At 66.9% G+C, this 25,617-nt stretch carries 22 protein-coding genes and 4 tRNA genes; 8 read left to right on the top strand and 18 right to left on the bottom strand.

Annotated features, from left to right (window positions below; translation table 11 throughout):
- From AC5P7U_RS19540 to AC5P7U_RS19515, 6 genes are all read right to left on the bottom strand, one after another.
- On the bottom strand, positions 1-381 hold a 381-nt coding region (locus AC5P7U_RS19540; protein ID WP_465161854.1), incomplete at its 3' end, for a GTP-binding protein.
- 41 nt (positions 382-422) lie between these two features.
- Positions 423-498 (bottom strand) — tRNA-Thr (locus tag AC5P7U_RS19535).
- Positions 499-547: 49 nt separating this feature from the next.
- Positions 548-621: transfer RNA gene (locus tag AC5P7U_RS19530), tRNA-Gly, on the bottom strand.
- 24 nt (positions 622-645) lie between these two features.
- Positions 646-731, bottom strand: a tRNA-Tyr gene (locus tag AC5P7U_RS19525).
- 137 nt (positions 732-868) lie between these two features.
- Positions 869-1,885, bottom strand: coding sequence for an isoaspartyl peptidase/L-asparaginase family protein (locus tag AC5P7U_RS19520; protein WP_004154481.1), 1,017 nt, complete (start codon positions 1,883-1,885; stop codon positions 869-871).
- 103 nt (positions 1,886-1,988) lie between these two features.
- Positions 1,989-3,008, bottom strand: a complete 1,020-nt coding sequence (locus tag AC5P7U_RS19515; protein WP_004154480.1) for a cyanophycinase — start codon at positions 3,006-3,008, stop codon at positions 1,989-1,991.
- Between the two features lie 170 nt (positions 3,009-3,178).
- On the opposite strand from AC5P7U_RS19515, the gene AC5P7U_RS19510 reads away from it, so the two are divergent.
- Positions 3,179-5,917 (top strand): TonB-dependent receptor plug domain-containing protein, encoded by a 2,739-nt coding sequence (locus tag AC5P7U_RS19510; RefSeq protein ID WP_312560125.1) that lies wholly within the window; start codon positions 3,179-3,181, stop codon positions 5,915-5,917.
- 505 nt (positions 5,918-6,422) lie between these two features.
- On the opposite strand, the gene ychF is transcribed toward AC5P7U_RS19510, so the two are convergent.
- From ychF to AC5P7U_RS19470, 8 genes are all read right to left on the bottom strand, one after another.
- A complete protein-coding gene (gene ychF, locus AC5P7U_RS19505; RefSeq protein WP_004154474.1) occupies positions 6,423-7,514 on the bottom strand; it encodes a redox-regulated ATPase YchF in 1,092 nt (363 codons plus the stop codon).
- 151 nt (positions 7,515-7,665) lie between these two features.
- Positions 7,666-8,244: an aminoacyl-tRNA hydrolase gene (pth, locus tag AC5P7U_RS19500; protein WP_004144977.1), complete on the bottom strand. Its 579-nt coding sequence runs from the start codon at positions 8,242-8,244 to the stop codon at positions 7,666-7,668.
- Positions 8,245-8,292: 48 nt separating this feature from the next.
- Entirely contained in the window at positions 8,293-8,910 is a 618-nt protein-coding gene (locus AC5P7U_RS19495; RefSeq protein ID WP_008268775.1) for a 50S ribosomal protein L25/general stress protein Ctc, read from the bottom strand.
- A gap of 109 nt (positions 8,911-9,019) precedes the next feature.
- Positions 9,020-9,979, bottom strand: a complete 960-nt coding sequence (locus AC5P7U_RS19490) for a ribose-phosphate diphosphokinase (RefSeq protein WP_005415400.1) — start codon at positions 9,977-9,979, stop codon at positions 9,020-9,022.
- Between the two features lie 140 nt (positions 9,980-10,119).
- A tRNA-Gln gene (locus AC5P7U_RS19485) sits at positions 10,120-10,196 on the bottom strand.
- A gap of 11 nt (positions 10,197-10,207) precedes the next feature.
- Complete coding sequence (gene ispE, locus AC5P7U_RS19480) at positions 10,208-11,077, bottom strand: 4-(cytidine 5'-diphospho)-2-C-methyl-D-erythritol kinase (protein ID WP_197564724.1); 870 nt, start codon at positions 11,075-11,077, stop codon at positions 10,208-10,210.
- Positions 11,074-11,733 carry a lipoprotein insertase outer membrane protein LolB gene (gene lolB / locus AC5P7U_RS19475; RefSeq protein ID WP_414555218.1) on the bottom strand — a complete coding sequence of 220 codons (660 nt, stop codon included), beginning with the start codon at positions 11,731-11,733 and terminating at the stop codon, positions 11,074-11,076. The genes ispE and lolB overlap by 4 nt, the downstream gene beginning before the upstream one ends.
- Positions 11,730-13,415 carry a tetratricopeptide repeat protein gene (locus AC5P7U_RS19470; protein ID WP_197564726.1) on the bottom strand — a complete coding sequence of 562 codons (1,686 nt, stop codon included), beginning with the start codon at positions 13,413-13,415 and terminating at the stop codon, positions 11,730-11,732. Before AC5P7U_RS19470 ends, lolB begins: the two co-directional genes overlap by 4 nt.
- Positions 13,416-13,478: 63 nt before the next feature.
- Here AC5P7U_RS19470 and hemA point away from each other — a divergent pair, with 63 nt between their 5' ends.
- Genes hemA through ppk2 form a run of 4 tightly spaced genes read left to right on the top strand, consistent with a single transcriptional unit; the run spans position 13,479 to position 18,363 of the window.
- Positions 13,479-14,762: a glutamyl-tRNA reductase gene (hemA, locus tag AC5P7U_RS19465; protein WP_414555219.1), complete on the top strand. Its 1,284-nt coding sequence runs from the start codon at positions 13,479-13,481 to the stop codon at positions 14,760-14,762.
- Positions 14,740-15,822 (top strand): peptide chain release factor 1, encoded by a 1,083-nt coding sequence (gene prfA / locus AC5P7U_RS19460; protein ID WP_308309131.1) that lies wholly within the window; start codon positions 14,740-14,742, stop codon positions 15,820-15,822. The genes hemA and prfA overlap by 23 nt, the downstream gene beginning before the upstream one ends.
- Positions 15,823-15,827: 5 nt before the next feature.
- Positions 15,828-17,534, top strand: a complete 1,707-nt coding sequence (locus AC5P7U_RS19455; RefSeq protein WP_481458742.1) for an O-linked N-acetylglucosamine transferase, SPINDLY family protein — start codon at positions 15,828-15,830, stop codon at positions 17,532-17,534.
- Positions 17,535-17,580: 46 nt separating this feature from the next.
- The gene (gene ppk2 / locus AC5P7U_RS19450) at positions 17,581-18,363 is read left to right on the top strand and encodes a polyphosphate kinase 2 (protein ID WP_049455893.1); all 783 of its coding nucleotides are present in this window, start codon (positions 17,581-17,583) and stop codon (positions 18,361-18,363) included.
- 517 nt (positions 18,364-18,880) lie between these two features.
- On the opposite strand, the gene AC5P7U_RS19445 is transcribed toward ppk2, so the two are convergent.
- Both AC5P7U_RS19445 and AC5P7U_RS19440 read right to left on the bottom strand, forming a co-directional pair.
- On the bottom strand, positions 18,881-19,453 hold the full coding sequence (locus tag AC5P7U_RS19445) for a TlpA family protein disulfide reductase (protein ID WP_414554913.1): 573 nt from the start codon (positions 19,451-19,453) through the stop codon (positions 18,881-18,883).
- Positions 19,450-20,724, bottom strand: a complete 1,275-nt coding sequence (locus AC5P7U_RS19440; RefSeq protein ID WP_004154462.1) for a YihY family inner membrane protein — start codon at positions 20,722-20,724, stop codon at positions 19,450-19,452. The genes AC5P7U_RS19445 and AC5P7U_RS19440 overlap by 4 nt, the downstream gene beginning before the upstream one ends.
- Positions 20,725-20,801: 77 nt before the next feature.
- Between AC5P7U_RS19440 and wrbA the strand changes: the two genes are divergently transcribed.
- From wrbA to AC5P7U_RS19425, 3 genes are all read left to right on the top strand, one after another.
- Positions 20,802-21,395: an NAD(P)H:quinone oxidoreductase gene (gene wrbA, locus AC5P7U_RS19435; protein ID WP_197564569.1), complete on the top strand. Its 594-nt coding sequence runs from the start codon at positions 20,802-20,804 to the stop codon at positions 21,393-21,395.
- Positions 21,392-21,727, top strand: coding sequence for a DUF2069 domain-containing protein (locus AC5P7U_RS19430; RefSeq protein WP_049457528.1), 336 nt, complete (start codon positions 21,392-21,394; stop codon positions 21,725-21,727). The genes wrbA and AC5P7U_RS19430 overlap by 4 nt, the downstream gene beginning before the upstream one ends.
- 79 nt (positions 21,728-21,806) lie before the next feature.
- Positions 21,807-22,292, top strand: a complete 486-nt coding sequence (locus AC5P7U_RS19425; protein ID WP_040009892.1) for an asparaginase domain-containing protein — start codon at positions 21,807-21,809, stop codon at positions 22,290-22,292.
- A gap of 184 nt (positions 22,293-22,476) precedes the next feature.
- Here AC5P7U_RS19425 and AC5P7U_RS19420 read toward each other — a convergent pair whose 3' ends face one another.
- Both AC5P7U_RS19420 and AC5P7U_RS19415 read right to left on the bottom strand, forming a co-directional pair.
- Positions 22,477-24,216 (bottom strand): S8 family peptidase, encoded by a 1,740-nt coding sequence (locus AC5P7U_RS19420; RefSeq protein WP_004154346.1) that lies wholly within the window; start codon positions 24,214-24,216, stop codon positions 22,477-22,479.
- Between the two features lie 378 nt (positions 24,217-24,594).
- A complete protein-coding gene (locus tag AC5P7U_RS19415) occupies positions 24,595-25,617 on the bottom strand; it encodes a M23 family metallopeptidase (RefSeq protein WP_308308780.1) in 1,023 nt (340 codons plus the stop codon).

The following is a 25,617-nucleotide window of genomic DNA, read 5'->3' as shown; positions in this document are numbered from 1 at the left end:
GCCGACCTGACGCGACAGCAGGATGTGCTCGCGGGTCTGCGGCATCGGGCCGTCAGCGGCCGAGCACACCAGGATCGCGCCGTCCATCTGGGCGGCACCGGTGATCATGTTCTTGACGTAGTCAGCGTGGCCCGGGCAATCAACGTGGGCGTAGTGACGGACCGGGGATTCGTATTCGACGTGCGCGGTCGAGATCGTGATACCACGAGCCTTTTCTTCCGGCGCAGCGTCGATCGAGGAGTAGTCCTTGAACTCGCCACCGAAGCGCTCGGCACCGATCTTGGTCAGTGCGGCGGTCAGCGTGGTCTTGCCGTGGTCGACGTGACCGATGGTGCCGACGTTGACGTGCGGCTTGGTGCGCTCGAACTTACCCTTGGCCATGGCTGCTTATCTCGAATTCGTCTGAGAGGTGATGCTTAAGATGGTGCTCACGAAAGGAATCGAACCTTCGACCTCTTCCTTACCAAGGAAGTGCTCTACCGACTGAGCTACGTGAGCCGAGTTTTGCATTATGACATGAACTCGATAATATTCAAAGTTCATTCAATGGAGCGGGAGACGGGAATCGAACCCGCACCATCAGCTTGGAAGGCTGAGGTTCTACCATTGAACTACTCCCGCGCCGGGAATGTCACAACGTGAAACTGGTGGAGGGAGGTGGATTCGAACCACCGAAGGCGTAAGCCAGCAGATTTACAGTCTGCCCCCGTTGGCCGCTTGGGTATCCCTCCTTACCACCCCATTCCGTTGCCGCCGAAGCGTTGCGGTGTGTGGTGGTGAGCCGCTTATTCTGCTGATGGGACGGGGGCCTGTCAACGCTTTTTTCCATCTTTTTCACACGTTGTCGCAAACCCCTTGATACGCAAGGTTATTGCCCAGGGACCGGCAGGGTCTCGCTGGCGAAAATTGCGACATGGGGTACGCCGTCGGCGCCGATCCAGCCCCGATACATGCCCTGGGTGTTGAACGGCGTGGCCATTTTTCCATCGGCGGCCAGCACGATTGCGCCACCATCGCCGCCCATCTGCGGAATCGTCTCGTTGATCACACCCTTGCCGGCCTGCTCCGGTGTCTGCCCCTGGTAGCGCATGCGTGCGCAGATCTCGTGCGCGGCGGCGGTGCGGATGTAGTACTCGCCCCAGCCGGTGCCCGACACCGCGCAACGGGCATCGGCCCAGGTGCCGGCCCCGATGATCGGCGAGTCGCCCACGCGTCCGTAGCGCTTGTTGGTCATGCCGCCCGTGGAGGTGCCGGCGGCCAGATGCCCCTGCGCGTCGAGCGCGACCGCGCCTACCGTTCCAAAGTGCTTTGCGGTCTCCAGGTCGGCATGTGCCTGGCCGCTGGCCTCTTCCTTCAAGGCGCGCTGCAGCTGCTGCCAGCGCTTGTCGGTGCGGAAGTACGACGGATCCACCAGCGGAATGCCCTGCTCCACCGCGAAGGCTTCGGCACCCTGCCCGACCATCATCACGTGCCTGGACTTCTGCATCACGGCCTGCGCCAGCTGGATCGGGTTGCGCACCCGCTGCACACCGGCCACTGCACCGGCAGCCTGGCTCGCGCCATCCATCACCGCTGCGTCCAGCTCGTTGTGGCCGTCATGGGTGAACACCGCGCCCTTGCCGGCATTGAAGGTGGGATCATCCTCCAACACGGTGATCGCCGCGGTGACCGCGGCCAGGGCCGGGCGCCCGGCCGCCAGTTCGGCGTGCCCCTTCAGCAGCGCGGCGCGCAGCGCTTCGCGCGCGGCCTTCTCTTCGGCCGGCGACAGATCCTTGCGCTCGACACCGGCGCCACCATGGATGACCAGCAGCGGCGACGTGACCGGTGCAGCCTGGGCAAGCAAGGGCAGGGACAGCAGCGCGGACAGCGCCAAACGCAGTTTCATCGGGTACGTCTCCAGCAGGACGGGAATGGATTGCATGGTAGTGCCGGCCGCTGGCCGGCAAGCGGCGCATCAGGAAAGGTGAGTTGCCGGCCAGCGGCCGGCGCTACCGAAGCGTGAACTCAATCTCGCCGTCGCTGACGTCGGCCACGGCCTGGTAATCGGCGTCGGCCTGGAAATCGTCCAGACGCATGCGGCTGCCACTGCCGACCACCGTCACCGGCACGGCATGGAACCGCAGTGGCTCGCCTTCGACCAGGCGGTCGGCATCACGCCCGGGGCTGACCACCCACACCTTGCCCTCGCCGTCGGCGCTGTAGACTTGGGCCTGGCCATCCGGCTCCACGCACAGCGCCGTGTCCTCATCGACGCCGATACCGACGATGTCGGGGTCGCCACTGTCCTGCGCGGCACGGGCCACGAACACGATGAGGCGGCCAAGGCGGTCGCGCTTGTCGAAGTGGGTATCGGTGACCACCCGCTGCAGGTAGGGCATCTGCAGGAAGCCGCTGTCCATGGTGACCGCGCTGCCCATCGGATCGGCCAGCGCACCGGCGGAGCTGATGCTGCCTCCGTCCATCGCGCCATAGGCATAACCACCGAGGATGGCCAGACCCGCGCTGGTACCGGCGATCGGCTTGCCGGCGCGTACGTGGGCGTTGAGCGCGCGGTTGAGCGCGGTGCCCTTCCAGAAGCGGATGTAGCGCGACTGGTCACCGCCGGCGATGAAGATGGCATCGGCTGCTGCAACCACCCGCAGCACGGCCGGATCGTCGGCGCCGCGGCGGCTGTCGAAGACCAGGGTCTGCACCGCGGTGGTGCCGCCGATCTCCCGGTACAGGCGGTCCTGCAGTTCGTCGCGGCCGGAGGCACGAAGAATCAGCACGCGGCCGTTGCCGGCCTGCCTGAGCCACCACTGGAATGCCTCCGGCACCCATTCGCCGCCGCCCATCAGCATCATCGCCGGCGCGCGCGGTCCGGGCCTCGGCGCCTCCAGGTCCCCCACTTCGTAGTAGGCAAAGCCGGGGCTCTGCAGATCCTGCGCCGGGGTGGCGAGCGGCCACGCCAGAACCAGGCAGGCCAGCCAGAGGGAAGGCCCTCGCAGGGCGCGGAGGAGGCGTCGCATCTTGATCTCCCTGAACAAAATCGACTTGCAAGCGTTTTCACTCTTTGCCAGATAGGAAGCCAGTAGTCAAGGATATAAAAAAGGCGTTAAATGCGCGCGCCCATTCCGGAAATCTGAATGGGGGACAGGGCCCCTCCTCTGCGGGCCGGCTTCATTTTCGAGAATTCCTCATGCGTAGAAAGGCGATGGCGTGGTCGATCCAGCTGGCGTTGATGGGCGTGGCTGCTTCCGCGGCGGCCCAGGCACCGGCTTCCTCTTCGGTTCAACAACTGGATGCGGTGCAGGTCACCGGTTCGCGCATTCCGCGCGCCCAGGTGGAAGGTCCCGCCCCGATCACGGTGATCAGCGCCGAGCAGATCCGTTCCAGCGGCTTCACCACCGTGCCGGACGTGCTGCGGTCGATGACCCAGAACGGCGGTGAGACCCAGAGCCAGCAATCGTCCAGCGGCGCCGACTTCTCGCCGGGCGCCCAGCAGGTGGACCTGCGCGGCCTGGGCCCGAACCACACGCTGGTGCTGGTCAATGGTCGTCGCATCGCCGACTTCCCGATGCCGTTCAAGGGCCGCAGCAACTTCACCGACGTCTCCAACATTCCGCTGGGCATGATCGAGCGCATCGAAGTGCTGACCGGCAGCGCCTCGGCCATCTACGGCTCCGACGCGATCGCCGGCGTGGTCAACTTCATCCTGAAGAAGAAGGCCGACGGCACCACGATCGACATGCGCATGGGCACCACCAGCGAGGGCGGTGGCGAGTCGTTCGACATGAGCCTGGCCAGCGGCTTCAGCCGCGGCAACTTCAACGCCGTGTACAGCGTTGAGCTGCAATCGCAGACCCCGCTGTGGGCCTATGAGCGCGACATCCAGGATTCAACCCAGGACGGCCCCACCGAAGGCTCGCGCATTGCGCGCCGCGCCTACCTGCGCACCGACTACAACGACGACTACCTGGACCCGGGCGCCGCGACCTGCGAGGCGTTGGCCGGGCAGAACCAGGGCAGCACCTACCGCGCCTTCCGCCCGAAGTACGGCTACTACTGTGGCAGCGACGCGTCGATCGGCTACGGCACCATCCTCAGCAAGCGCCGCGGCGCCAACGGCTACGCCTCGCTGAGCTACGACTTCGACAATGGCCAGCAGTGGTTCGCCGACGTGCAGCTGGGTTACCACACGATGTCGCTGATGCGCGACGTCACCAAGTGGGGCCGGATGGATGCCAACGGTGACGAGTCGGGCTACTTCAACAACCAGGCCACCGGCGAAATCGAATTCTGGCAGCGCCAGTTCTCGCCCGAGGAAATGGGCGGCCTGCGCAATGCGATGGTGCGCAGCACGCAGAAGACCTTCAGCGTGACCACCGGCTTCAAGGGCAACCTGGCCGGCAACTGGGACTACGAGGCGGCGCTGAGCCACTCCCAGTACCAGTCGCGGATCAGCTGGGCGCAGATCATCGCTTCCAAGGCAAATGACCTGTTCCTCGGCCCGCAGCTGGGGGTGGACGATGACGGCTTCCCGATCTACAACGCCGACCCGTCGCGCCTGTACCGGCCGCTGACCCGCGCCGAGTACGATTCGATCGCCGCACGCACCACGTATTCGCCGAAGTCGCGCACCGAGACGGCCGCGTTCACCGTGACCAACTCGGCACTGTTCGGCCTGCCGGGCGGCGATGCCGGCTTTGCCGCGACCGTGGAAGTGGGCCAGCAGGCCTACGCGCTGAATCCCGATCCGCTGGCCACCCAGTACTACTACTACAGCTGGAAGGACTCGGACGGCCAGGGTTCGCGCAACCGCTGGGCGACTGCGGCCGAGCTGCGCATGCCGCTGCACGAGACGGTCAACCTGAGCGTGGCCGGTCGCTACGACCAGTACCGCTATTCGGGCCACACCATCGGCAAGGCCACCTGGAGCGGCGGCCTGGAATGGCGCCCGATCGACACCCTGCTGGTGCGTGGTTCGTATGGCACCGCGTTCCGTGCACCGGACCTGCACTACGTATTCGCCGGCCCGGGCAACGACGAGACCAGCGCCGAAGACCTGTACAGCTGTCGCCTCGAAGGCGCCAGCGACTGTTCAGACTACGAGCGCAACCTGATCCGCAGCCGCACCGGCAACCGCCAGCTGGATCCGGAAACCAGCACCTCGTGGAGTGCCGGCTTCGTCTGGTCGCCGGCGATCGGCCTGGACCTGTCGGTGGACTGGTTCGACATCGACATGCGCAAGCAGGTGCAGGACATGGACGTGCGCACGATCCTGGCCAATGAAGCAAACTGCCGCCTGGGCAGCGCCGACATCAATTCGCCGACCTGCGTGGATGCGCTCGACCGCATCACCCGTACCAGCGATGGCCGCCTGTACGGCGTGCGCGTGGCCCCGATCAACGTTGCCCGCGAGTCCACCTCCGGCATCGACGTGGGCCTGCGCTACCGCCTGCAGACCGGGATCGGCGACTTCATCCTCAACGGCACCCACACCTGGGTGAAGAAGCACGATTTCCAGCGCTACCCGGGCGACCCGACCCTGGACCAGTTCGCGGTCAACAGCGGCTTCGACATCCCGCGCACCAAGACCAGCCTGAGCGTGACCTGGGAGAAGGACGCCTGGTCGGCCACGGTCTACGGATCGCGCCTGGGCAAGCTGCCGACCTCGGACAACTACGACCAGGTGTTCAAGTGGGACAGCGGTGACAGCCCGTACGTGAAGGCGACCTACCGCTACAACGCGTCGCTGCAGTACCGCTTCGACGACCATTCGCGCCTGTCGCTGTCGGTGGTCAACGTGTTCAACAAGATGCCGCCGAAGGACGCCACGTACACCGCGTACCCGTACTACGACGTCTCCTGGTTCGACAGCGTCGGCCGCACGATCAATCTGCAGTACACCCACAAGTTCGGCGGCAGCGCGCTGTAAGGCACGCGGCATTGCAGGACGTGGACGACAAGGCCCGCCATTGGCGGGCCTTGTTTCTTATGCACACCGCGCGTGGAAAGCGATGGGAACTTGGTGTGGACAAGTGCTCGGGAGCATTGCACCGCAGGCGTTTCCACGCATGGCGTTTTTTTGTCCACCTCTTCGATTGTTTTCCACACTGGACGTGGAAAGCGGTAGGAACTTGATGTGGACAAGTGGGTGCGAGCCTTGCACCACAGGCATTCCGAGACGTGGTGAATTATTGTCCACGCCCCGCGCTCGATACCCGTAGGGGCGAGCATGGGCTCGGTTCTACGGAGACGCGCGGGGTTTTCCACACCGCACGTGGAAAGCGATGGGGGTTGGGTGTGGACAAGTGCGCGCGAGTGTTGCGGCGCAGGCCTTTCAAAGCATGGCCATTTTTTGTCCACACCATCAACCATCTCCGGAAACGCGAACGCCCCGCACAAGGCGGGGCGTCCGGACTCGATCCGATGCCGCTGGATCAGACGTTGAAGCGGAAGTGCAGCACGTCGCCTTCCTGCACGCGGTATTCCTTGCCTTCCAGGCGCAGGCGACCGGCTTCCTTGGCGCCGGCTTCGCCCTTGTACTTGATGAAGTCGTCATACGCGATGGTTTCAGCGCGGATGAAGCCCTTCTCGAAGTCGGTATGGATGACCGCGGCGGCCTGCGGGGCGGTGGCGCCCTTGCGCACGGTCCACGCGCGCACTTCCTTCACGCCGGCAGTGAAGTAGGTCTGCAGGCCGAGCAGGCTGTAGGCCGCGTTGATCACGCGGTTCAGGCCCGGCTCGCTCAGGCCGAGGTCGGCCAGGAAGGTATCGCGGTCTTCGTCGTCGAGCTGGGACAGCTCTTCTTCGATCGCGGCCGACACCGGCACCACCTGCGCGCCTTCGGCGGCAGCGTGGGCGCGCACGGCGTCCAGGTGCGGGTTGTTCTCGAAACCATCTTCCAGCACGTTGGCGATGTACATCACCGGCTTCAGGGTCAGCAGGAACAGGTCACGAACCAGCGCCTTCTCTTCCTCGTCCAGGCCAACCGAACGGCCGGACTTGCCGTCGGACAGCGCGGCCTGCAGCTTGGCCAGCACCGGCTTGCGTGCCGCCGCTTCCTTGTCGCCACCCTTGGCGGCGCGCTCGGCACGGTTCAGCGCCTTCTCGACGCTGTCCAGGTCGGCCAGGGCCAGCTCGGTATCGATGGTTTCGATGTCCGAGATCGGGTCGACCTTGTTGTTGACGTGGATGACGTCGGCGTTCTCGAAGCAGCGCACCACGTGGGTGATCGCATCGACTTCGCGGATATGGGCCAGGAACTTGTTGCCCAGGCCTTCACCACTGGCGGCACCGGCCACCAGGCCGGCGATGTCGACGAACTCGACCGCGGTGGGGATGACCTTCTGCGGGTTGATGATGCCCGCCAGCTCGTTCAGGCGCGGGTCCGGCACCGGCACGATGCCGACGTTCGGCTCGATGGTGCAGAACGGGAAGTTCGCCGCGGCGATGCCCGCCTTGGTCAGCGCGTTGAACAGGGTCGACTTGCCGACGTTGGGCAGGCCGACGATGCCGCATTTGATACCCATGGGTGACAGCTCTCTGGGGTGAAAGTGATTGGTGAAACAGCGCGCGCGCTGCTTGGCCAATCCATCTCGGTCTGGAACATCCGCCAACCAAGGTTGGCGACTACCCGGGTGATACGCGCGCCAACCAAGGTTGGCACCTACCCAAAGCGGGTTATTTCGGGGTGTGCAGCCGCTTCATCGCTTCGCTGAAATCACCCTGCACCGCCAGCGGCAGCACGTCGATCGCATCGTCGATGGCGCGCGAAATCAGTACTTCATCGTCCTTGGAAGGGCGGCCCAGCACCCAACCCACCACGCGGTCCTTGTGGCCGGGGTGGCCGATGCCCACGCGCAGGCGATGGAACTTGCCGTGGCCGAGCAGGCGGATGGTGTCACGCAGGCCGTTCTGGCCACCGTGGCCGCCGTCGAACTTCAGCCGCGCCACGCCGGGCGCCAGGTCCAGTTCGTCATGGGCCAGCAGGGTTTCCTCCGGCTCGATCTTCCAGAACCGCTGTGCGGCGGTGACCGACTTGCCACTGAGGTTCATGAAGGTGGCGGGCTTGAGCAGCCACACCGTCTGCCCGGCGATCTCGACCTTGGCGGTCTCACCGAACAGCTTGCTGTCCACATTCCATCGCGCACCGGCCTTTTCAGCCAGGGCCTCAACGAAATGAAACCCGGCATTGTGCCGGGTCCGGGCGTGTTCCGATCCGGGGTTGCCCAGACCGACGATCAGTCGCAGTCCTGCCATGGTTCCTTCCAGAACGGTGCCTGCCCGGAGGCAGGCACCGTCACTGCATTACTCGGCAGCCGGAGCTTCAGCGTCGGCAGCGTCTTCCTTGCCGTGCTTGGCGGTGACGATCGCGTCGTCGTGGTCCTTGCCCAGCGCCAGGGCCGGGATTTCCACGCCCTTCGGCAGCTTGATGTTGGACAGGTACACCACGTCGCCAGCAGCCAGGTCGGCCAGGTCGACTTCGATCGACTCCGGCAGGTCCTTCGGCAGGCAGCTGATGGTCACTTCCTTCAGTTCGTGGGTGACCACGACGTCGGCAGCCTTGCCGGCCGGCGAGGTGTCTTCGTTGATGAAGTGCAGCGGGACCGAAGCGGTCAGGGCTTCGTTCTCGTTCACGCGCTGGAAGTCCAGGTGCATGATCAGCTGCTTGTACGGGTGGCGCTGCATGTCACGCAGCAGGACCTTCTGCACCTGGCCGTCCAGGTTCAGGTCCAGGATCGAGGCATAGAACCACTCGTTCTGCTGGGCCAGCCAGATTTCGTTGTGGTCCAGGCTGATGGCGACCGGCTCGGCGTTGCCGCCGTACACGATGGCCGGGATCACACCGGCGTGACGCAGGCGGCGGCTCGCACCCTTACGCTGCAGTTCACGCTTGGTGACCTTGATTTCATGGGTCTTCGACATTTTCGACTACTCAGGTTGTTGCCGCGCCTTGCGGCGTGGCGGTTGAAGATGCTTCCGCGACCAGAAGCATCCGGGGCATGCCCCCACCGTTGCCGGCGGGGGCGAAAACTCAATCGACGTACAGCGAGCTGACCGACTCGCCGAAGGCGATGCGGCGCATCGTTTCGGCCAGCATTTCCGCCACGCTCAGCTGGCGGATCTTGCTGCACACCCGCGCGGCGTCCTTCAGCGGGATGGTGTCGGTCACCACCAGCTCGTCGAGCTGGGAATTGGTGATGTTGTCCACCGCCGGGCCGGACAGCACCGCGTGGGTGCAGTAGGCGGCGACCTTGAGCGCACCGCGCGCCTTGAGGGCAGCGGCAGCGGCGCACAGGGTGCCGGCGGTATCGACGATGTCATCGACCATCACGCAGGTCTTGCCTTCGACGTCACCGATGATGTTCATCACGGTGGAGACGTTGGCGCGCGGACGGCGCTTGTCGATGATCGCCAGGTCGGCGTCATCCAGGCGCTTGGCCACCGCACGGGCACGGACCACGCCACCTACGTCCGGCGAGACGACGATCAGGTTCTCGGTGCCGTAGGCGCGCCAGATGTCGGCCAGCAGCAGCGGGGACGCATACACGTTGTCCACCGGAATATCGAAGAAGCCCTGGATCTGGTCGGCGTGCAGGTCGACGGTCAGCACGCGATCAGCGCCAGCGGTGCTGAACATCTTGGCCGCCAGCTTGGCGGTGATCGGCACGCGCGAGGAACGCATGCGGCGATCCTGGCGCGAGTAGCCGAAGTACGGCACCACGGCGGTCACGCTGGCCACCGATGCGCGCTTGAGCGCGTCGATCAGCACCAGCAGTTCCATCAGGTTTTCCGCGCTCGGCGCACAGGTCGGCTGGATCACGAACACGTCCTGCTTGCGGACGTTCTCTTCGATCTCCACCTGCACTTCACCATCGGAGAAGTGCGAGACCAGCGCCTTGCCCGGGCGAACCCCCAGTTCCTTGCAGATGTTCTGCGCCAGACGTTTGTTGGCGTTGCCGGAAAAGACCAGCAGGTTCGGGGACTCTTGCATCATGATTGTCTCGGGCGGGGACGAGTGGCGGGGATCCGGAGTCGGCAAGGACCCTCATGGACCCTTGCTGCTGACAACACCGCGGTTGTTTCCACGTCCCGCGCAGGCGATGCGCTGGAAGGCGCGGACACAGCCGCTATTGGCAGGGGCGGTAGGATTCGAACCTACGAATGCCAGGATCAAAACCTGGTGCCTTGGGCCTCTTGGCGACGCCCCTGCATTGATAAATCAGTGTTGCTCGAGTGCATCCAGCAGTGGCGAACGCGCAACGCCCGCTGCCACCCTTGCCCGCAACTCCTTCGGCAACTTCGACCGTCCCTGCTCTGCGGCAGCCTGCGATGCGAACTCGACGAAACAACCACTTCCCGAACCGGTCAGCCGCGCGGAGCCGATGCCGCTCAACGCTGCGAGCGCGGCCTCGACGGCAGGCTCACGGCGGCGCAGCACCGGTTCGAACGCGTTCCCGACCAGGGTCCCGGAAGCGAAGTCCTCTATTTTCGCCACTGGGCTGTCGCGCGTCAAATCCGGGTCTGCAAAAAGGGCCGGCGTGGGAACATGAACGCCCGGCTCGACCACCACATACCAGGCCGGCGCCAGCGTGATCGGCTGCAGCCGCTCGCCTACCCCCTCGGCCCAGGCGTTGCGGCCACGCACGAATACCGGCACGTCGGCCCCCAGGCGCAGGCCGAGCGCAGCCAGCGCGTCTTCGTCCAGGCCGACCTGCCAGAGCCGGTTCAACACGACCAGCACCGTGGCCGCATCCGACGAGCCACCGCCGAAACCGCCACCGGCGGAAACATGTTTTTCAACGATTATGTCCGCACCTTGAGCGACATTCGCCACATCCTGGAGCAACCTGGCGGCACGCACCGCCAGGTCATCGGCCTCGGCCACGCCCGCCAGGCCGTCGCCCTGCCGGCGCACCTGGCCGTCTTCACGCAGGCGCAGGCCGATGCGATCACCCCAGTCCAGCAGGCGGAACACGGTCTGCAGCTCGTGGTAGCCATCGGTCCGGCGGCCGGTGATGTGCAGGAACAGGTTCAGCTTGGCCGGGGCCGGCCACCAGGACCAGCCCGCGTCGTCGGCTTCGCCATTCATGGTGCGCCCTGCCCCCACTGGTCCACCAGCAGGCGCACCTTGGCGTCGCCATTGCTGGCCTCGATCCGGCGCGGCAGCGCCGGCCGCGCGGTCTCGGCCGGGTACCAGTCCAGGTACTGCACCTGCCAGCCCATCTGCTGCATGCGGCGCGGGCGGCCTTCAGCGTCACGCTCGACCTTCTCCGGACCGGCGGCATCGCCGGCCACCAGGCCACGGATCCAGTCCGGCAACTGGTTGACCGGGATGTCCCAGCCGGTTGCTTCCAGCAGCAGCTGCTGGGCGTCCTCGCCATCACGCGGCCCCCCGGCCAGTCCTTCCAGGCGGCCAGCCTCGGAATGGGTATCGCCGGTCAGCTTCCAGCTCTGCCGGGTCACCGGTGCGCTCAGCTCGACCACATAGCGGCGCCCGTCCTGCTTCCAGTCGATGCGGCCACTGCCACCGTCCTTGCCCTTGCTGACCGCGACCCGGCCCTGGAAGGCCCAGTCCGGCTGTGCCTGCAGCGCCGCCACGCGCGCGGCCTCGGCCTGCGCCGCTTCGGCTGACACCGTCTCGACCACGGCCGGGGCCGGCGTCTTCTGCGCGCCCACCGTCGTGCACGCGCTGACCGCCAGGCTCACGGCCGCCAACAGCAGCGGCCGGATAAGGGAAACACTCATGGATTGAATTTCTCGCGGGCGCGCAGCAGCGCGCGGTTCTCGGGATCGAGCTTGGCCGCTTCCTCGAAGAAGTGGCGGGCCTCGTCATGCTTGCCCAGCACCCACAGCACTTCGCCGACATGGGCGGCGATCTCCGGGTCCTTGGCCAGGGTCCAGGCACGGCGCAGCTGCACCAGGGCCTCTTCCTTGCGGCCCAGGCGGTACAGCACCCAGCCGTAGCTGTCGACGATGGCCGCGTTGTCCGGCTCGGCCACGCGGGCGCGGTCGATCAGCTCCAGCGCCTCCTGCAGACGGCCGGTACGGTCGGCCAGGGTGTAGCCCAGCGCGTTCAGTGCCGGCACGTTCTCCGGGTCGGTCACCAGGATCTTGCGCAGGTCAGCCTCGGCTCGCGGAATGTCGTCACGACGCTCCCAGGTGAGCGCGCGGGCGTACAGCAGCCCGTTGTCATCCGGGTAGGCGGCCAGGCCGCGGGCCAGCGCGTCCAGTTCACCGGCGCTGTCATCGGCTCGCTGGCGCAGCTCGGCCTCCAGCAGGTAGGCATCGCGGCGCACATCGTCGTCGACCACGGCGTCGGACTGGATCGCGTGCACTTCATCCAGCGCCAGCGGCAGGCGCCCGGCCAACGCCTGCGCATTGGCCGCACGCAGGCGCGCCTCGCTCAGCTCATCGCCACCGGGCACGCTGTGGTACCACTGCACCGCCTCGGGATAGCGCTTCAGGTACTCGGCGATCTTGCCCAGCAGCAGGCGCTGCGCCGGGTCCGGCTTGGCCGCCTGCCGTGACAGTTCGTTGTACAGGTTAGACAGCGCCGCCTTGTCGCCCTGCTTGGCCAGCAGCGAGGCGCGCATGCCCCAGGTCTGCACGTCCTGCGGGCCGAACGCCAGCACCCGCTCGGCCGCGGACGGCTGGCCGAGGCTGTCATAGGCGATGGCGACCGCGTTGCGCAGTTCCGGGTCCTGGCGGGTCTTCGGCTCGACGTCGTGCAGCAGCGACAACGCCTTGTCGGTCTCGCCGGCCTGCTGCAGCTGGCTGGCACGCAGCAGCGCCACGCGCGGCTCCTCGGGGAAGCGCTTGACCACTTCGTCGATCATGCGCCGCGCCAGCTCGGGCTTGTCCATGCGCAGGGCCAGGCGGCCGAACTCCTGCCAGGCCTCGATCTTCGGCGGAATGGCGTTGGCATCGACCAGCTCACCCAGCACCTGCGCCGGCACCGCCGGATCGCGGCCTCCGCCGATCAGCGCGGCCAGCGCGAACTTCCAGCCACGTTCATCAGGGTCGGCCAGCAAGGCCTGCAGCTCGGCGCGGGCGGCCTTCACATCGCCCTGGCGCATGGCCAGCGCACCGGCGGCGCTGCGCATGGTCAACGAGCGCGGCGCGCGCTGCTGCCACAGGGCCAGGCCCTTGGCGGCGCTGGCATCGTCGTTGGCGAGCATGGAAATGCGGGTCGCGCGCTCGGCCAGGCCGGCATCGCCGTCGGTCTGCTGGGCCGCCTGCAGGTACCCGCGTGCGGCCTCGGCCAGCTTGCCGGCCTGCAGCGCGAACTCACCGGCCATCACCGGTTCCAGCGCCAGTTCCTCAGTGGCCGCGGCCCGTACGGGCGCCTTGGCCGGCACCGCTGCCAGGGCCTGGCCGCAGGCCAGGGACAGCAGCAGAACACTGGGGATGCGAATCAATGCGGGCATCGTCGGCATCGGGGCCTTAAAATGTCGTCCAATGGCCAGCAGCTTATCGCAAGCAACTGAACAATGACCCTGTGGGTGCTCGGACTGAATCACCAGACCGCACCGGTAGAGCTGCGCGAGCGCGCGGCCTTCGCCGGTGACGCGTTGCCGCGCGCGCTCGGTTCGCTGCGCGATACCCCGCAGATCGCCGAGGCGGTACTGCTGTCCACCTGCAACCGCACCGAACTGTACGCCGTGGCCGATTCGGCGCAGGCGCTGGACCAGTGGCTGCACGCCCAGGCCGGCGACCTGCAGGGCTATCTGTACCAGCACGCCGATGCCGAGGCCGTGCGCCACCTGTTCCGGGTTGCCACCGGGCTGGATTCGATGGTGCTGGGCGAACCACAGATCCTGGGCCAGGTGAAGGATGCCTGGTCGACCGCGCGTGACCACGGCCTGCTCGGCCAGCGCCTGGACCGCCTGTTCCAGCAGACCTTCTCGGTGGCCAAGCGCGCCCGCACCGATACCCAGGTCGGCGCCAACCCGGTGTCGGTGGCGTCGGCTGCGGTGCGCCTGGCGCAGAACGCGTTTGCACGCCTGGACGATTCCACGGTGCTGCTGGTCGGTGCCGGCGAGACCATCGAACTGGCCGCGCGGCACCTGAGTGAAGGCAAGGTACGGCGGCTGCTGATCGCCAACCGCACCCTCGCCCACGCGCAGGAACTGGCCACTCGCCATGGCGGCGTGGCCCTGCCGCTGACCGAACTGGACCGTCATCTGGGCGAGGCCGATGTGGTGTTCTCGGCCACCGCCGCACGCGAACCGGTGATCCATCGCGAGATGGTGGCCAAGGCCCTGCGCGCGCGCCGGCACAAGCCGATGCTGCTGTTCGACCTGGCCGTGCCGCGCGACATCGAGGCCGAGGTCGGCACGCTCAATGATGCCTTCCTCTATACCGTCGACGACCTCGAACGCGCGGTGGAAGACAACCGCCGTGGCCGCCGCGAGGCGGCCGCAGAGGCCGAAGCCATCATCGACCTGCAGGTGTCGCGCTTCATCGAAACGCAGCAGGCCAGCGCCCACCAGGCACCGCTGCGGCAGCTGCGCGCATTCGGCGAGGCTACCCGCACCGAGCTGCTGGAGCGCGCCCGCCAGCAGCTGGCCAACGGCAAGCCGGCCGACGAAGTACTGGAACTGCTGGCCCACGGCCTGACCAACCGCTTGCTGCATCCACCGACCGCTGCCCTGCGCGCCGCCGCGCTGAGCGGCGATGCCGACCTGACCCGCGCCGCCGAGCGCCTGTTCCCGGCCACGCCGGGTTACCGCCACCCACCCGTGAGACCCGATGACGCCGACCCTGCGCCGTAAGCTGGAAGCGCTGGCCGAGCGCCGCGAAGAACTGGAACGCCTGCTCGCCGAACCCGATGTGGTCGCCGACAACACCCGTTTCCGCGACCTTTCGCGCGAATTCGCCCAACTTGAACCGGTCGCTGCTGCACTTGCCGATGAGGCCCGCGCCAAGGCCGACCTGGCCGCCGCCGAAGGCATGCGCGCCGATCCCGACCTGCGCGAGCTGGCCGACGAGGAGATCGCCGCCGCGCAGACGCGCCTGCAGCAACTGGAACAGGAGCTGGCGCTGCTGCTGGTGCCGCGCGACCCACGTGACGAAGGCAACCTGTTCCTGGAAGTGCGCGCTGGCACCGGCGGCGACGAAGCGGCGATCTTTGCCGGCGACCTGTTCCGCATGTACGCCCGCTACGCCGAGCGCCAGGGCTGGAAGGTCGAGATTGAATCGGACAACCCGGGCGAACACGGCGGCTACAAGGAAGTGGTGGCGCGCGTGGTCGGCCGTGGTGCGTTCTCGCGCCTGAAATTCGAATCGGGCACGCACCGCGTGCAGCGCGTGCCGGCCACCGAATCGCAGGGCCGCATCCACACCTCGGCCGCCACCGTGGCGATCATTCCCGAGGCCGACGAAGTCGATGACATCATCATCAATCCGGCCGACCTGAAGGTGGACACCTTCCGCTCCTCCGGTGCCGGTGGCCAGCACGTCAACAAGACCGAATCGGCCATCCGCATCACCCACGTGCCGACCGGCGTGGTGGTGGAGTGCCAGACCGAACGCAGCCAGCACGCCAACCGCGACAAGGCGATGAAGCGCCTGAAGGCGCAGCTGCTCGACGCCGAACGCCAGCGCCAGGACGCAGCACAGGCTGAATCACGGCGCCTGCAGGTCGGCAGTGGCGACCGCAGCCAGCGCATCCGTACCTACAACTTCCCGCAGGGGCGGATCACCGACCACCGCGTGGAAGGCCTGACCCTGTACGACCTGCCCAACATCCTGGCCGGCGACCTCGACCCGCTGCTGCAGCGGCTCAGCCACGAGCACCAGGTCGACGCCCTGGCCCAGCTGTCGGCGGGCTGAGTCGCATGTCCGCCTGGCAGCAGCGGCAGCACCTGCAGCAGGCGATCGCGCGCCAGCCCAACGATTTCGTCGCCTGGGTGATGCTGGCCGACCTGGAACTGGAAGCCGGCGACATCGCCGCCGGCGAACAGGCCGCACGACGCGCGCTGCAGCTGCGCCCGAACCATCCCGAAGCGCTGGCGCGCCTGGGCCGCGTGGCATGGATGGCCGGCGCGCATGCCGACGCCGCGACGCTGCTTGGCCAGGCGGCCGCTCTGGCACCGCAGCACCCGGGCATCGCGCTGTGGCTGGGCCACGCGCTGGAAGATGCCGATGATGCCGAGGGCGCGGCGGCGGCGTATCGACGCGCGCACGCACTGATGCCGTCCGAGCCGTACATCGCCGCACAACGCCTGGCCTGGCAGCGTCGCCTGTGCGATTGGCAGGACGTGGACGCGCTGGCCGCGCAGGTGCGCAGTGCACTTGCCTCCGGACAAGGTGTGGTCGAACCATTCGCCTTCCTCAGCGAAGACGCCTCCGCTGCCGAGCAGCTGGCCTGCGCCCGCGCCCGTGCATCTGCCGTAGCCGCTTCGGTGCGACCGTTGCCACCGGTAACGGTGCGTACCCAGGGCCCGCTGCGGGTCGGTTTCCTCTCCAACGGATTCGGTGCCCATCCCACCGGGCTGCTGACCGTAGCCCTGCTCGAGCAGCTGCGCGACGACCCTGCGCTGCAGCTGCATCTGTTCGCGCTGAACCGCGACGATGGCAGCCGCATCCGCCAACGACTGCAGGCGGCGACGCAGCTGCACGACGTGGCTGGCCTGCGTCATGCCGACACGGCCACCCGCATCCGCGGGCAAGGCATCGACCTGTTGTTCGACCTGCGCGGCTGGGGTGGCGGCGGCACGCCGGAAGTACTGGCCATGCGCCCTGCCCCGCTGCAGCTGAACTGGTTGGCCTACCCGGGCACGTCCGGAGCGCCGTGGATGGATGCAGTGATCGGTGATGACTTCACCCTTCCGCCACCACTGGAACCGCACTACAGCGAACGCGTGCTGCGCCTGCCGCGCGCCTTCCAGCCTTCGGACAACACCCGTGTGCTGGAACCCATACCGACGCGTGCCGAGTGCGGCCTGCCCGAACGCGGCGTGGTGTTCTGCTGCTTCAACAACAGCTACAAGCTCAACCCGCGCAGCATGGGCCGCGCCTTCGCCGTACTGCAGGCGGTGCCTGGCAGCGTGCTGTGGCTGCTGTCCGGCCCGGGCCAGGCCGATGCACGGCTGCGGGCGGCTGCGCAGAACGCGGGCCTGGACCCGGCACGCCTGGTGTTCATGGCCAAGCTGCCGCATCCGCAGTACCTGGCCCGCTATCAGCTGGCCGATCTGTTCCTCGACACGCATCCGTACAACGCGCACACCACTGCGTCCGACGCGCTGTGGGCCGGCTGCCCGGTGTTGACCTGCCCCGGCGACACCTTCGCCGCGCGCGTAGCGGGCAGCCTCAACCACCATCTCGGCCTGGCGCAGATGAACGTCGCCGATGATGCAGCGTTCATCGCCACCGCCAGTGCGTTGGGCAACGACCCGGCGGCACTGGCCGCGCTGCGTGCCGAGCTGGCGCAGGCACGCGACCACAGCGGCCTGTTCGACATGGCCGGCTTCGCCCGCGACCTGTCAGCGCTGCTGCAGCAGTTCGCCGGTGAGCACGGCTGGCGCGGCGTCGACAGAACCTGAGCGCCCGCTGCGCTACGCTCGGGCTTCCTTCCCGCGTGGTGTGACGATGGCAAAGCTCAAGCGCAAGGAGTACGACGAACTGCTGCTGCCGCTGCAGCTGGAACTGACCGCGATGGCGCGCTGGGTGCAGCACAGCGGCCAGCGCCTGCTGGTGCTGTTCGAAGGCAGGGATACGGCCGGCAAGGGTGGCGCGATCCAGGCCATCAGCCAGCATCTCAACCCTCGCCAGTGCCGGGTGGTGGCCTTGCCCAAGCCCACCGACCGTGAAGCCACGCAGTGGTACTTCCAACGTTATGCATCGCACCTTCCCGCCGCCGGCGAGATCGTGCTGATGGACCGCAGCTGGTACAACCGCGCCGGCGTCGAGCGGGTGATGGGGTACTGCAGCGAGACCGAGTACCAGCAGTTCCTGCGCCAGGCGCCGGTGTTCGAACAGCTGCTGGTGGACGACGGCATCCTGTTGTTCAAGTACTGGCTGTGCGTGGACCAGGAGCAGCAGGAAAAGCGCTTTGCCGAGCGCCACATCGATCCACTGAAGGGCTGGAAGCTGTCGCCGGTCGACCTGAAGTCACGCAGCAAGTACAGCGCTTACACCGAAGCGCGCGAGGCGATGCTGCGGGCCACCCATCGCGAAGGCGCGCCGTGGACGCTGGTGGATTTCAACGACCAGCGGCTGGGCCGGCTGACCCTGGTGCGCAACCTGCTGGACCGGTTGCCGGACACGCGGGTGGATGCGCCGTTGCCGGAGCTGCCGAAGCTGAAGGGCAAGCTGCATCGCGAGCACTACGATGTGCTGAAGCCGATTGAGGATTTCCCGGTCGAGGAATAGGGTTTGTTCGGCAGGGCTGCGCCCTGCACCCGCTACGAACCAGAGCAACAGCAACAGCAGAAGCGGGCTTCCTGTGGGATGGTGGGGCGGTGCCGGAGTGCGGGGACGCCGTGAACCCATCCATGGGGGCTTGGCCGCGGCATCCATGCCGCGGACACCCCGCACTCCGACACCGCCCCACCTCTGACAGATTTCTGCGATCTGATGGATCCACTCTGTGTGTGGATGAATCCCAATCAATATCGAATATTTCGATATCTGTGAGATCTGAGCCGAGCATGGCTCGGCTCTACAGAAGAGCGGGCAGATCGCCGAGATCTGTCGAAGGCGGGGTGGGTCCGGTTGCGGGGGCGTGAGCCGCATGGATGCGGCGACCGAGCTTACATGGACGTACTTGCAGCGTCCCCCGCAACCGGACCCACCCCGCCATTCCTCAGGAAACCAGCTTCTGCTTCTGCTGTTGCTGTTGCTCTGGTTCGTAGCGGGTGCAGGGCCGCGGGCCCTGCCGACCAACCCGCTACCTGGCAGCGGCGATCTGCTTTTCGATGTCGGCGGCGGTCACCGGGCCAAGGAAGCTGTGCGCCAGCTTGCCCTGCGGATCCAGCAGATGCGTCAGCGGCAGCCCACGCGGGGTGGCGAAATCGGCCGGCGGATCGAACGGGTCCACGATCACGATCGGGTAGGTCACCGGATGCTTGGTCAGGAACGCCTGCATCTCAGGCGCCTCGATGTCCTCATAGGCCAGGCCGACCACTTCGATGTTGCTGCGCATCGCATGCAGCGCCGACAGCTCCGGCATCTCCTTGCGGCACGGCGCGCACCAGGTCGCCCAGAAATTCACCACCACCCACTTGCCACGATGCGCGGCCAGGTCGTAGTCGCTGCCATCCACCGCCTTCATCTTCAGGGTGGGAAACTCGGCGGTGGCGCGCTCGGCCGGGGTCTCCTCCACGGGAGCCGGTGCACTCGGCGTCGGTGCCTGTGCCGGCGGCTGGCTGCTGGACGGGGTCGGTTCCTGCGCCGGCTTGCAGGCGGCAAGGGCCAGCGCCAGGGCCAGCGGGAGCAGCAGCAACGGGGTCTTGCGGGTCATGGCGTGTCTCCGGAATCGGTATAGATATCGCTGACCTTGCGCTTGAGGCGTTCGCGCAGGGGCAGTCGCAGGTCGTCCAATGCCGCCAGGGCGGCCCGGCCCAGGCTGTCATCGCGGTACGGCAGGTGCTGTTCGGCCACCGGGATGCGCAGCTGGGTGCATTCGTACAGGTCGGCCAGGCTGACCTGGTCCAGGTCGCGCGACAGCAGCCACTCGCCTTGCTCGTCGCGGCGCAGCAGGCCGATCTCCTGCAGGTTGCAGGCCAGGTCATGCAACAGGGAGTCCGTCAGCATCGGCTCCAGCCGCAGGATTTCATCATCGGCCAGGCCCCTGCCCTTCAAGCGTGCATGATGGAAGCGGCCGAGCAGGCGCAGCAGGCCGTAGAACTCATAGCCCTGCGGCAGCCGCAATTCAACCGGCTGGTAGCGGAAGGCGGCCATCGACGAGGACAGGGACGCGCCCAGCAGCACGGCCACCCAGCACAGGTAGATCCAAAGCAGCAGGATCGGCACGAAGGCGACCGTGCCATACAGCTTCTGGTAGGACTGGAAGCTGCCCAGGTAGGCGCCGATGCCCCACTTCACCAGTTCCAGGATCACCGCGGCCAGGATCGCGCCGGGCACCGCGTGCCGCCATTTCACGGTGTGGTGCGGCACCACCCGGAACATCAGCGTGATGCACACGAACTCGATCAGGATCGGTGCCAGCCGCAGTGCCAGTTCGGCCAGCCAGCGGCCCTCCTGTGTACCGAACAGCGGCATCGCGAACACCCGCGCCGATACCGCCAGCGAGGCGGCCGCCAGCATCGCGCCCAGGGTCAGTACGGTCCAGTAGACCAGGAAGCGGGTCAGCTTGGGCCGGGTCGAGCCGACCCGCCAGATCTGGTTGAAGGTCTCTTCAACACTGTTGAGGGTGATCAGCAGCGACACCACCAGGGCGATGAAGCCGGCCGCGGTCAGCTGGCCGGCACTGGCCGAGAACTGCCGCAGGTAGCCCTCGGCCGCACGCGCGGCATTGGGTACGAAGTTGGAGAAGACGTAATCGCTGAGCTGGTCGCTCCAGCGGTCGAAGACTGGGAAGGCCGAGAGCACGCCGAACACCACGATCGCCAGCGGCACCAGCGCGAACACCGTGGTGTACGCCAGCGCCGCCGCTGCCTGGAACAGGCGGTCGTCGAGGAAGCGATGCCACAGGAAGCGGCCGAAACTGATGGCCCGTGCGCGATCCCGCGCGCGCTCCATCCACAGGTTGAGCGTATCCAAAGGTTCCATCGGCGAAAGGGTACCCGATGCGGAATGCTCGCAGGATAGCCATACTGGTGGCCAGACGACGAGGAGAAGCGGGCACGATGGGCGAGATTCTGGTGCTGTACTACAGCCGGGGCGGTTCGGTGGCACGGCTGGCGCGCCAGATCGCGCGGGGCATCGGCGAGGTGCCGGGGATGGGCGCGCGCCTGCGCACGGTGCCGCCGGTGGCCGCGGTAACCCAGACCGCGCAGCCGCCGGTGCCCGACGATGGCGCCCCCTACGTGAGCGTGCAGGACCTGGTCGAATGCCAGGGCCTGCTGCTCGGCAGCCCGACCCGATTCGGCAACATGGCCGCGCCGGTGAAGCACTTCCTCGATGGCCTGGGCGCCGAATGGGTCAATGGCACGCTGTCGGGCAAGCCGGCCGGCGTGTTCACCTCCACCGCTTCGATGCATGGCGGCCAGGAGTCGACCCTGCTGTCGATGCAGGTCCCCCTGCTGCACCACGGCTGTGTGATCGTCGGCATCCCGTTCACGGAGCCGGCGCTGAGCCATACCACCAGTGGCGGCACGCCGTACGGTGCAAGCCACGTAGCCGGTGCCTCCGACGACCCGCAACCGACCGACGACGAGGCCGTGCTGGCCCGCGCGCTGGGCCGCCGGGTGGCCGACATCGCGCAGCGGTTGGCCCGATGAACCGGCCGCCGCGCACGGTCCTGCTGTTGGCCCTGATGGGGCTGGCTGCACTGTTCGCAGGCTGGTTCATCAATGACAAGCACTGGCTGGCCACCCAGCTGGTGTTCACCGCGCCGCCGCTGGCGCTGGCCTTTGCGCTGCGGCTGGGCTGGCGCAAAGCCGGCTTCTGGGCCTCGGTACTGGCCCTGGGCTGGTTCAGCCACGGCGTGATGAGTGCATGGAGCCACCCGGAAACACGCTGGCTGGCGCTGATCGAGATCGGCCTGGCCCTGCTGGTGATCTTCAGCGCCAGCCTGCCAGGGCTGCGCGCCCGCTTCGGCAAGCGACGCTGACGCTGCGGCCGCCGGGCCGTATCATCTGTGTTCCTGGCCCCGCGCCGCTGTACCTGTCCTGGTTTCGCGCATGCACATGATGGAAGAGCTCCTGGTCGTCACCACCGGCGGCACGATCGACAAGATCTACTTCGACGACAAGTCGGACTACCAGATCGGCGATCCGCAGATCGGCATGATCCTGCGCGAGCTGGGCGTGACCTTCCGTTTCAACGTGATTCCGATCCTGCGCAAGGACTCGCTGCACATCAACGATGAGGACCGCGAGCTGATCCGCGCCACCATCGCCGCGCAGCCAACCCGCCACGTGCTGGTGACCCACGGTACCGATTCGATGGTGCAGACCGGCAAGGTGCTGGCGACGATCCCGGACAAGACCATCGTGATGACCGGCGCGCTGAGCCCGGCCCGTTTCCGCGGCTCGGATGCGGAGTTCAACATCGGCTGCGCGATCGGTGCGGTGCAGTCGCTGCCGACCGGCGTGTACATCGCGATGAACGGGCGGATCTTTGATCCGCAGCACGTGCGCAAGAACGTGGCGGCGAACCGCTTCGAGTCGGTCTGAGGAACGGCGTGCCGACCAAGGTCGGCACCCACCAAAGCGCTGCCCTTGTAGTGCCGAGCCATGCTCGGCAACCGCGCGGCACAGGCATCCCAAACCAAAGGTCGTGCCGACCAAGGTCGGCACCCACCCAAAGAGAAAACGCCCCGGCCGGAGCCGGGGCGTGCCCATGGAGAGGGACTTGGGCTCAGTACTGGGCGTTGAGGGTCAGGCCCGAGAAGGTGCTGTACGCCTTGACCCGCACATACCAGGTGCCGGCAGCGGGGCTGTTGATGGTGCAGGTTTCGCTGTTGCCACTCAGGTACGGGCGGCAGGTGTAGGTGGTATCGGTCGGGGCACTGCCCTGGCGCACGTAGAGGTCAGCATCACCGCTGCCGCCACTGATCGCCACGCGCAGCTGGGTGCTGCCAGCCGGAACCGCGACGGTGTAGTTCAGCTCGGCACCAGTCGCGGCGCCCAGGCCGGTCACCGGCACGTTGTTCTGCAGCACGTTGCCACCCGGGTTCGGCCCACCACCGTTGATTGCCGCAGCAACGGCGGCATCGGCGTTGACGATGCCCGCGCCACAACCACCCGAGCAGGCACCGGGCAGCGGACGTGCGGTGCTCTTGATGATGCTCTCGACCTGTGCCGGACTCAGCGGGCTGGGCGCTACCGACTGCATCAGTGCAACCACACCGGCCACGTGCGGCGCCGCCATCGAGGTGCCGTTGTAGGAGGCGTAGGTGGCGCTGCCCGGCGTGGTGGTGCCGGTGTTGAGGGTGGACAGGATGCTCTGGCCCGGGCCGGAGATGTCGATGCCGGCACCATAGTTGGAGAAGCTGGCACGCGCACCGGCCGAGGTGGTCGCGGCCACCGCGATCACGTTCGCACAGTTGGCCGGCACCGACGAGGACACGTTGGTGTTGCTGTTGCCAGCGGCCACCACCACCGTGGTGCCACGGCCGACCGCACCGTTGATTGCGTTCTGGTAGGTGGACGAGCAGCTGCCGCCGCCGCCCAGCGAGAGGTTGATGACCTCGGCCGGATTGGCGTTGGCCGGCACGCCGCTGACGGTGCCACCGGAGGCCCAGACGATCGCATCGGCGATATCCGAGGTGTAGCCACCGCACTTGCCGAGCACGCGGACCGGCACGACCTTGGCGTTGAACGCGGTGCCGGCCACGCCGGTGCTGTTGTTGGTCACCGCCGCCACCGTGCCGGCGACGTGGGTGCCGTGCCAGCTGGAGTTGGAGGCCGGAATGCCCGGGCCGCACTCGTTGGCACCGTACCAGTCGCCTTCGTCGTTCGGATTGCTGTCGCGGCCACCACCGTCGCGCGCCATTGCTGCGTCGCTGATGAAGTCATAGCCGGGCAGGATGTTGGCGTTGAGATCGGGATGGTTGGTGATGCCGGTATCGATCACCGCCACCACGACGCCGGTGCCGGTCGCCTTGTCCCAGGCCGGCCGCACGTTGATCGAGGCGTTGGAGGTGCCGAAGCCCCACTGTTCGCTGAAGCGGGTGTCGTTCGGCGTCAGCGTTGCACGCATGATCTGGTCGACTTCGACGTATTCCACGTTCGGGTCGGCAGCGAGCTTGCGCATCAGCAGCTCGGATTCGGCCTGGTCGAGCGGACGATCGGTCCTGACCACGGTCGGGCCGACGGCCAGCTTGCGCACTTCCTGCAGGCCCAGCGCGCGGCCCTGGCTGCTGGCCAGGCCTGCGGCGGCACTCTTCAGCGAAGAGGCCAGTGCGGTGGTGTTGGCCACCGGCGCACTGCCGTCACGGTACTTCACGATGAAGCGCTGGTGCGTCGGCGCGGACTGCAGGCCGCTGAGCTGGACGTCACCGGCCAGCGCAGGCGTGGCCAGCAGCAGCGATGACAGAACGGACGCACCAAGGACCACCCACACTCGACGCACACGCGGTTGCGTTACCTGGGACATCGTATTTCCCTTTCTAGTGGTGTGAATGCCGGAATCGGCAGAAACACCGGCCCGAACCGTGGGCTGGCTTGCGTTGGCGAGGTTCGAAGTCCGGCGAGTCAGCGGATCCCCCTTTTGATCCGCCGTGCAGATGACGCTAATGACCAAAACCGGACACCACAAGATTTTCAGCGTCTTTTCAGCAAGATGAAATGTCTGATCTGAGACTTTACGGGTCGAGGGTTTGTGAAGGTGAAGGAACTTTCGCGCGCCCTGCACAGCCCTGACTGGGAGATGTCATGTCCACGCATGACTTTGCCGACATCGGCGTCCGCTCACCAACGGCGACGGCCGCCCGGCATCGCAACGGCCATCACGCATGTGCTTCAGGGAACAGCGCTACTGTGCCTGCGCACCACCGGCGGGACGAACATGCTGCCCCTTGACCGGCTCACCGCGCGCGACGGGCTGGCCATCGGCCAGGTAATCGGAGAACTGCGCCGGCAGCGCCGCGCCAACACCGAATACAGGCCCTGCCTGCAGCTGGTAGTGCAGGTGCGGCTCGGAGGAATTGCCGCTGTTGCCACAGTCAGCCAGACGCGCTCCGCTGCGGACCCTCTGCCCCGGTGCGACGCGCACGCTGCCCTGCCGCAGGTGCGCCAGCACCGAGTACTCGTCATTGCCGTGGTCGAGGATGACCCGGTTGCCGGTGAGCTGCGCCGCATTCATCTGGCCAGGCACGTTGTCGGCAACACTGTCGACCACCTCAACCACGGTGCCGTCGGCAGGCGCGAGGATCGGGCGACCGAAGCAGAAGTAGTCTTCATTGCGCAGCCCGTCGCCGCGGTGCGATCGCCCCTCGCGGACCATCAGCAGGTCCAGCGCGAAGCGCTGGCCGGCGTGGGCCGCATGGTAGTTCTGTTCGATGCTGCGCCCACCCCAGAACACGAAGAACTCGTCGGCGAACGGCAGTTGCAGCCGCGTGCGGGTGGTGTAGTCAAGGAACCGGCTGGCCGCAGCCTGTGGGGGCGAGGACTGTTCGGGGCGGATGTAGAAGCCGCTGATCCGCCCCTCGGCGTCGAGTGCCCACAGCACCTGGACGATGCCCGGGCGCTTTTCGAAACGAGCCTGGCGCAGATAGGTGTCGTTTCCGTCAGCGCTGCCAACCTTCTCGCTGACCACTTCCGTTTCCGCCCCCCAGCCGGAGATCACCTGCTCTCGCAGGGCCACCAGGTTCTGCCTGGACTGCAGCGCCGCCTGCATCTGCGGCGTCATCCGCTCCCACAGGGCGTCGATGTGTCCCTCGTAGAACTGCGTGGTCAACGCCGCCCCCTGCTGGCGCGGATCGCTCGTCGCGGCGCTGCCGCCGAAGGCTGGAAGGGCGAGAACCAGAACTGCAATCAGGCGTGGAAGCAATGTCAT

Source organism: Stenotrophomonas sp. YJH_SMC_57, from assembly GCF_059369755.1.
Note: the sequence above shows the minus strand (reverse complement) of the source record. Positions and strands in the feature narration are given on the sequence as shown.

What these genes read in the sequence shown, in the direction of transcription:
- AC5P7U_RS19520 (WP_004154481.1), bottom strand. Translation starts at nt 1,885, where the DNA reads ATGAAACTGCGTTTGGCGCTGTCCGCGCTGCTGTCCCTGCCCTTGCTT.
- AC5P7U_RS19515 (WP_004154480.1), bottom strand. Translation starts at nt 3,008, where the DNA reads ATGCGACGCCTCCTCCGCGCCCTGCGAGGGCCTTCCCTCTGGCTGGCC.
- AC5P7U_RS19510 (WP_312560125.1), top strand. Translation starts at nt 3,179, where the DNA reads ATGCGTAGAAAGGCGATGGCGTGGTCGATCCAGCTGGCGTTGATGGGC.
- ychF (WP_004154474.1), bottom strand. Translation starts at nt 7,514, where the DNA reads ATGGGTATCAAATGCGGCATCGTCGGCCTGCCCAACGTCGGCAAGTCG.
- pth (WP_004144977.1), bottom strand. Translation starts at nt 8,244, where the DNA reads ATGGCAGGACTGCGACTGATCGTCGGTCTGGGCAACCCCGGATCGGAA.
- AC5P7U_RS19495 (WP_008268775.1), bottom strand. Translation starts at nt 8,910, where the DNA reads ATGTCGAAGACCCATGAAATCAAGGTCACCAAGCGTGAACTGCAGCGT.
- AC5P7U_RS19490 (WP_005415400.1), bottom strand. Translation starts at nt 9,979, where the DNA reads ATGCAAGAGTCCCCGAACCTGCTGGTCTTTTCCGGCAACGCCAACAAA.
- ispE (WP_197564724.1), bottom strand. Translation starts at nt 11,077, where the DNA reads ATGAATGGCGAAGCCGACGACGCGGGCTGGTCCTGGTGGCCGGCCCCG.
- lolB (WP_414555218.1), bottom strand. Translation starts at nt 11,733, where the DNA reads ATGAGTGTTTCCCTTATCCGGCCGCTGCTGTTGGCGGCCGTGAGCCTG.
- AC5P7U_RS19470 (WP_197564726.1), bottom strand. Translation starts at nt 13,415, where the DNA reads ATGCCCGCATTGATTCGCATCCCCAGTGTTCTGCTGCTGTCCCTGGCC.
- hemA (WP_414555219.1), top strand. Translation starts at nt 13,479, where the DNA reads ATGACCCTGTGGGTGCTCGGACTGAATCACCAGACCGCACCGGTAGAG.
- prfA (WP_308309131.1), top strand. Translation starts at nt 14,740, where the DNA reads ATGACGCCGACCCTGCGCCGTAAGCTGGAAGCGCTGGCCGAGCGCCGC.
- AC5P7U_RS19455 (WP_481458742.1), top strand. Translation starts at nt 15,828, where the DNA reads ATGTCCGCCTGGCAGCAGCGGCAGCACCTGCAGCAGGCGATCGCGCGC.
- ppk2 (WP_049455893.1), top strand. Translation starts at nt 17,581, where the DNA reads ATGGCAAAGCTCAAGCGCAAGGAGTACGACGAACTGCTGCTGCCGCTG.
- AC5P7U_RS19445 (WP_414554913.1), bottom strand. Translation starts at nt 19,453, where the DNA reads ATGACCCGCAAGACCCCGTTGCTGCTGCTCCCGCTGGCCCTGGCGCTG.
- AC5P7U_RS19440 (WP_004154462.1), bottom strand. Translation starts at nt 20,724, where the DNA reads ATGGAACCTTTGGATACGCTCAACCTGTGGATGGAGCGCGCGCGGGAT.
- wrbA (WP_197564569.1), top strand. Translation starts at nt 20,802, where the DNA reads ATGGGCGAGATTCTGGTGCTGTACTACAGCCGGGGCGGTTCGGTGGCA.
- AC5P7U_RS19430 (WP_049457528.1), top strand. Translation starts at nt 21,392, where the DNA reads ATGAACCGGCCGCCGCGCACGGTCCTGCTGTTGGCCCTGATGGGGCTG.
- AC5P7U_RS19425 (WP_040009892.1), top strand. Translation starts at nt 21,807, where the DNA reads ATGGAAGAGCTCCTGGTCGTCACCACCGGCGGCACGATCGACAAGATC.
- AC5P7U_RS19420 (WP_004154346.1), bottom strand. Translation starts at nt 24,216, where the DNA reads ATGTCCCAGGTAACGCAACCGCGTGTGCGTCGAGTGTGGGTGGTCCTT.
- AC5P7U_RS19415 (WP_308308780.1), bottom strand. Translation starts at nt 25,617, where the DNA reads ATGACATTGCTTCCACGCCTGATTGCAGTTCTGGTTCTCGCCCTTCCA.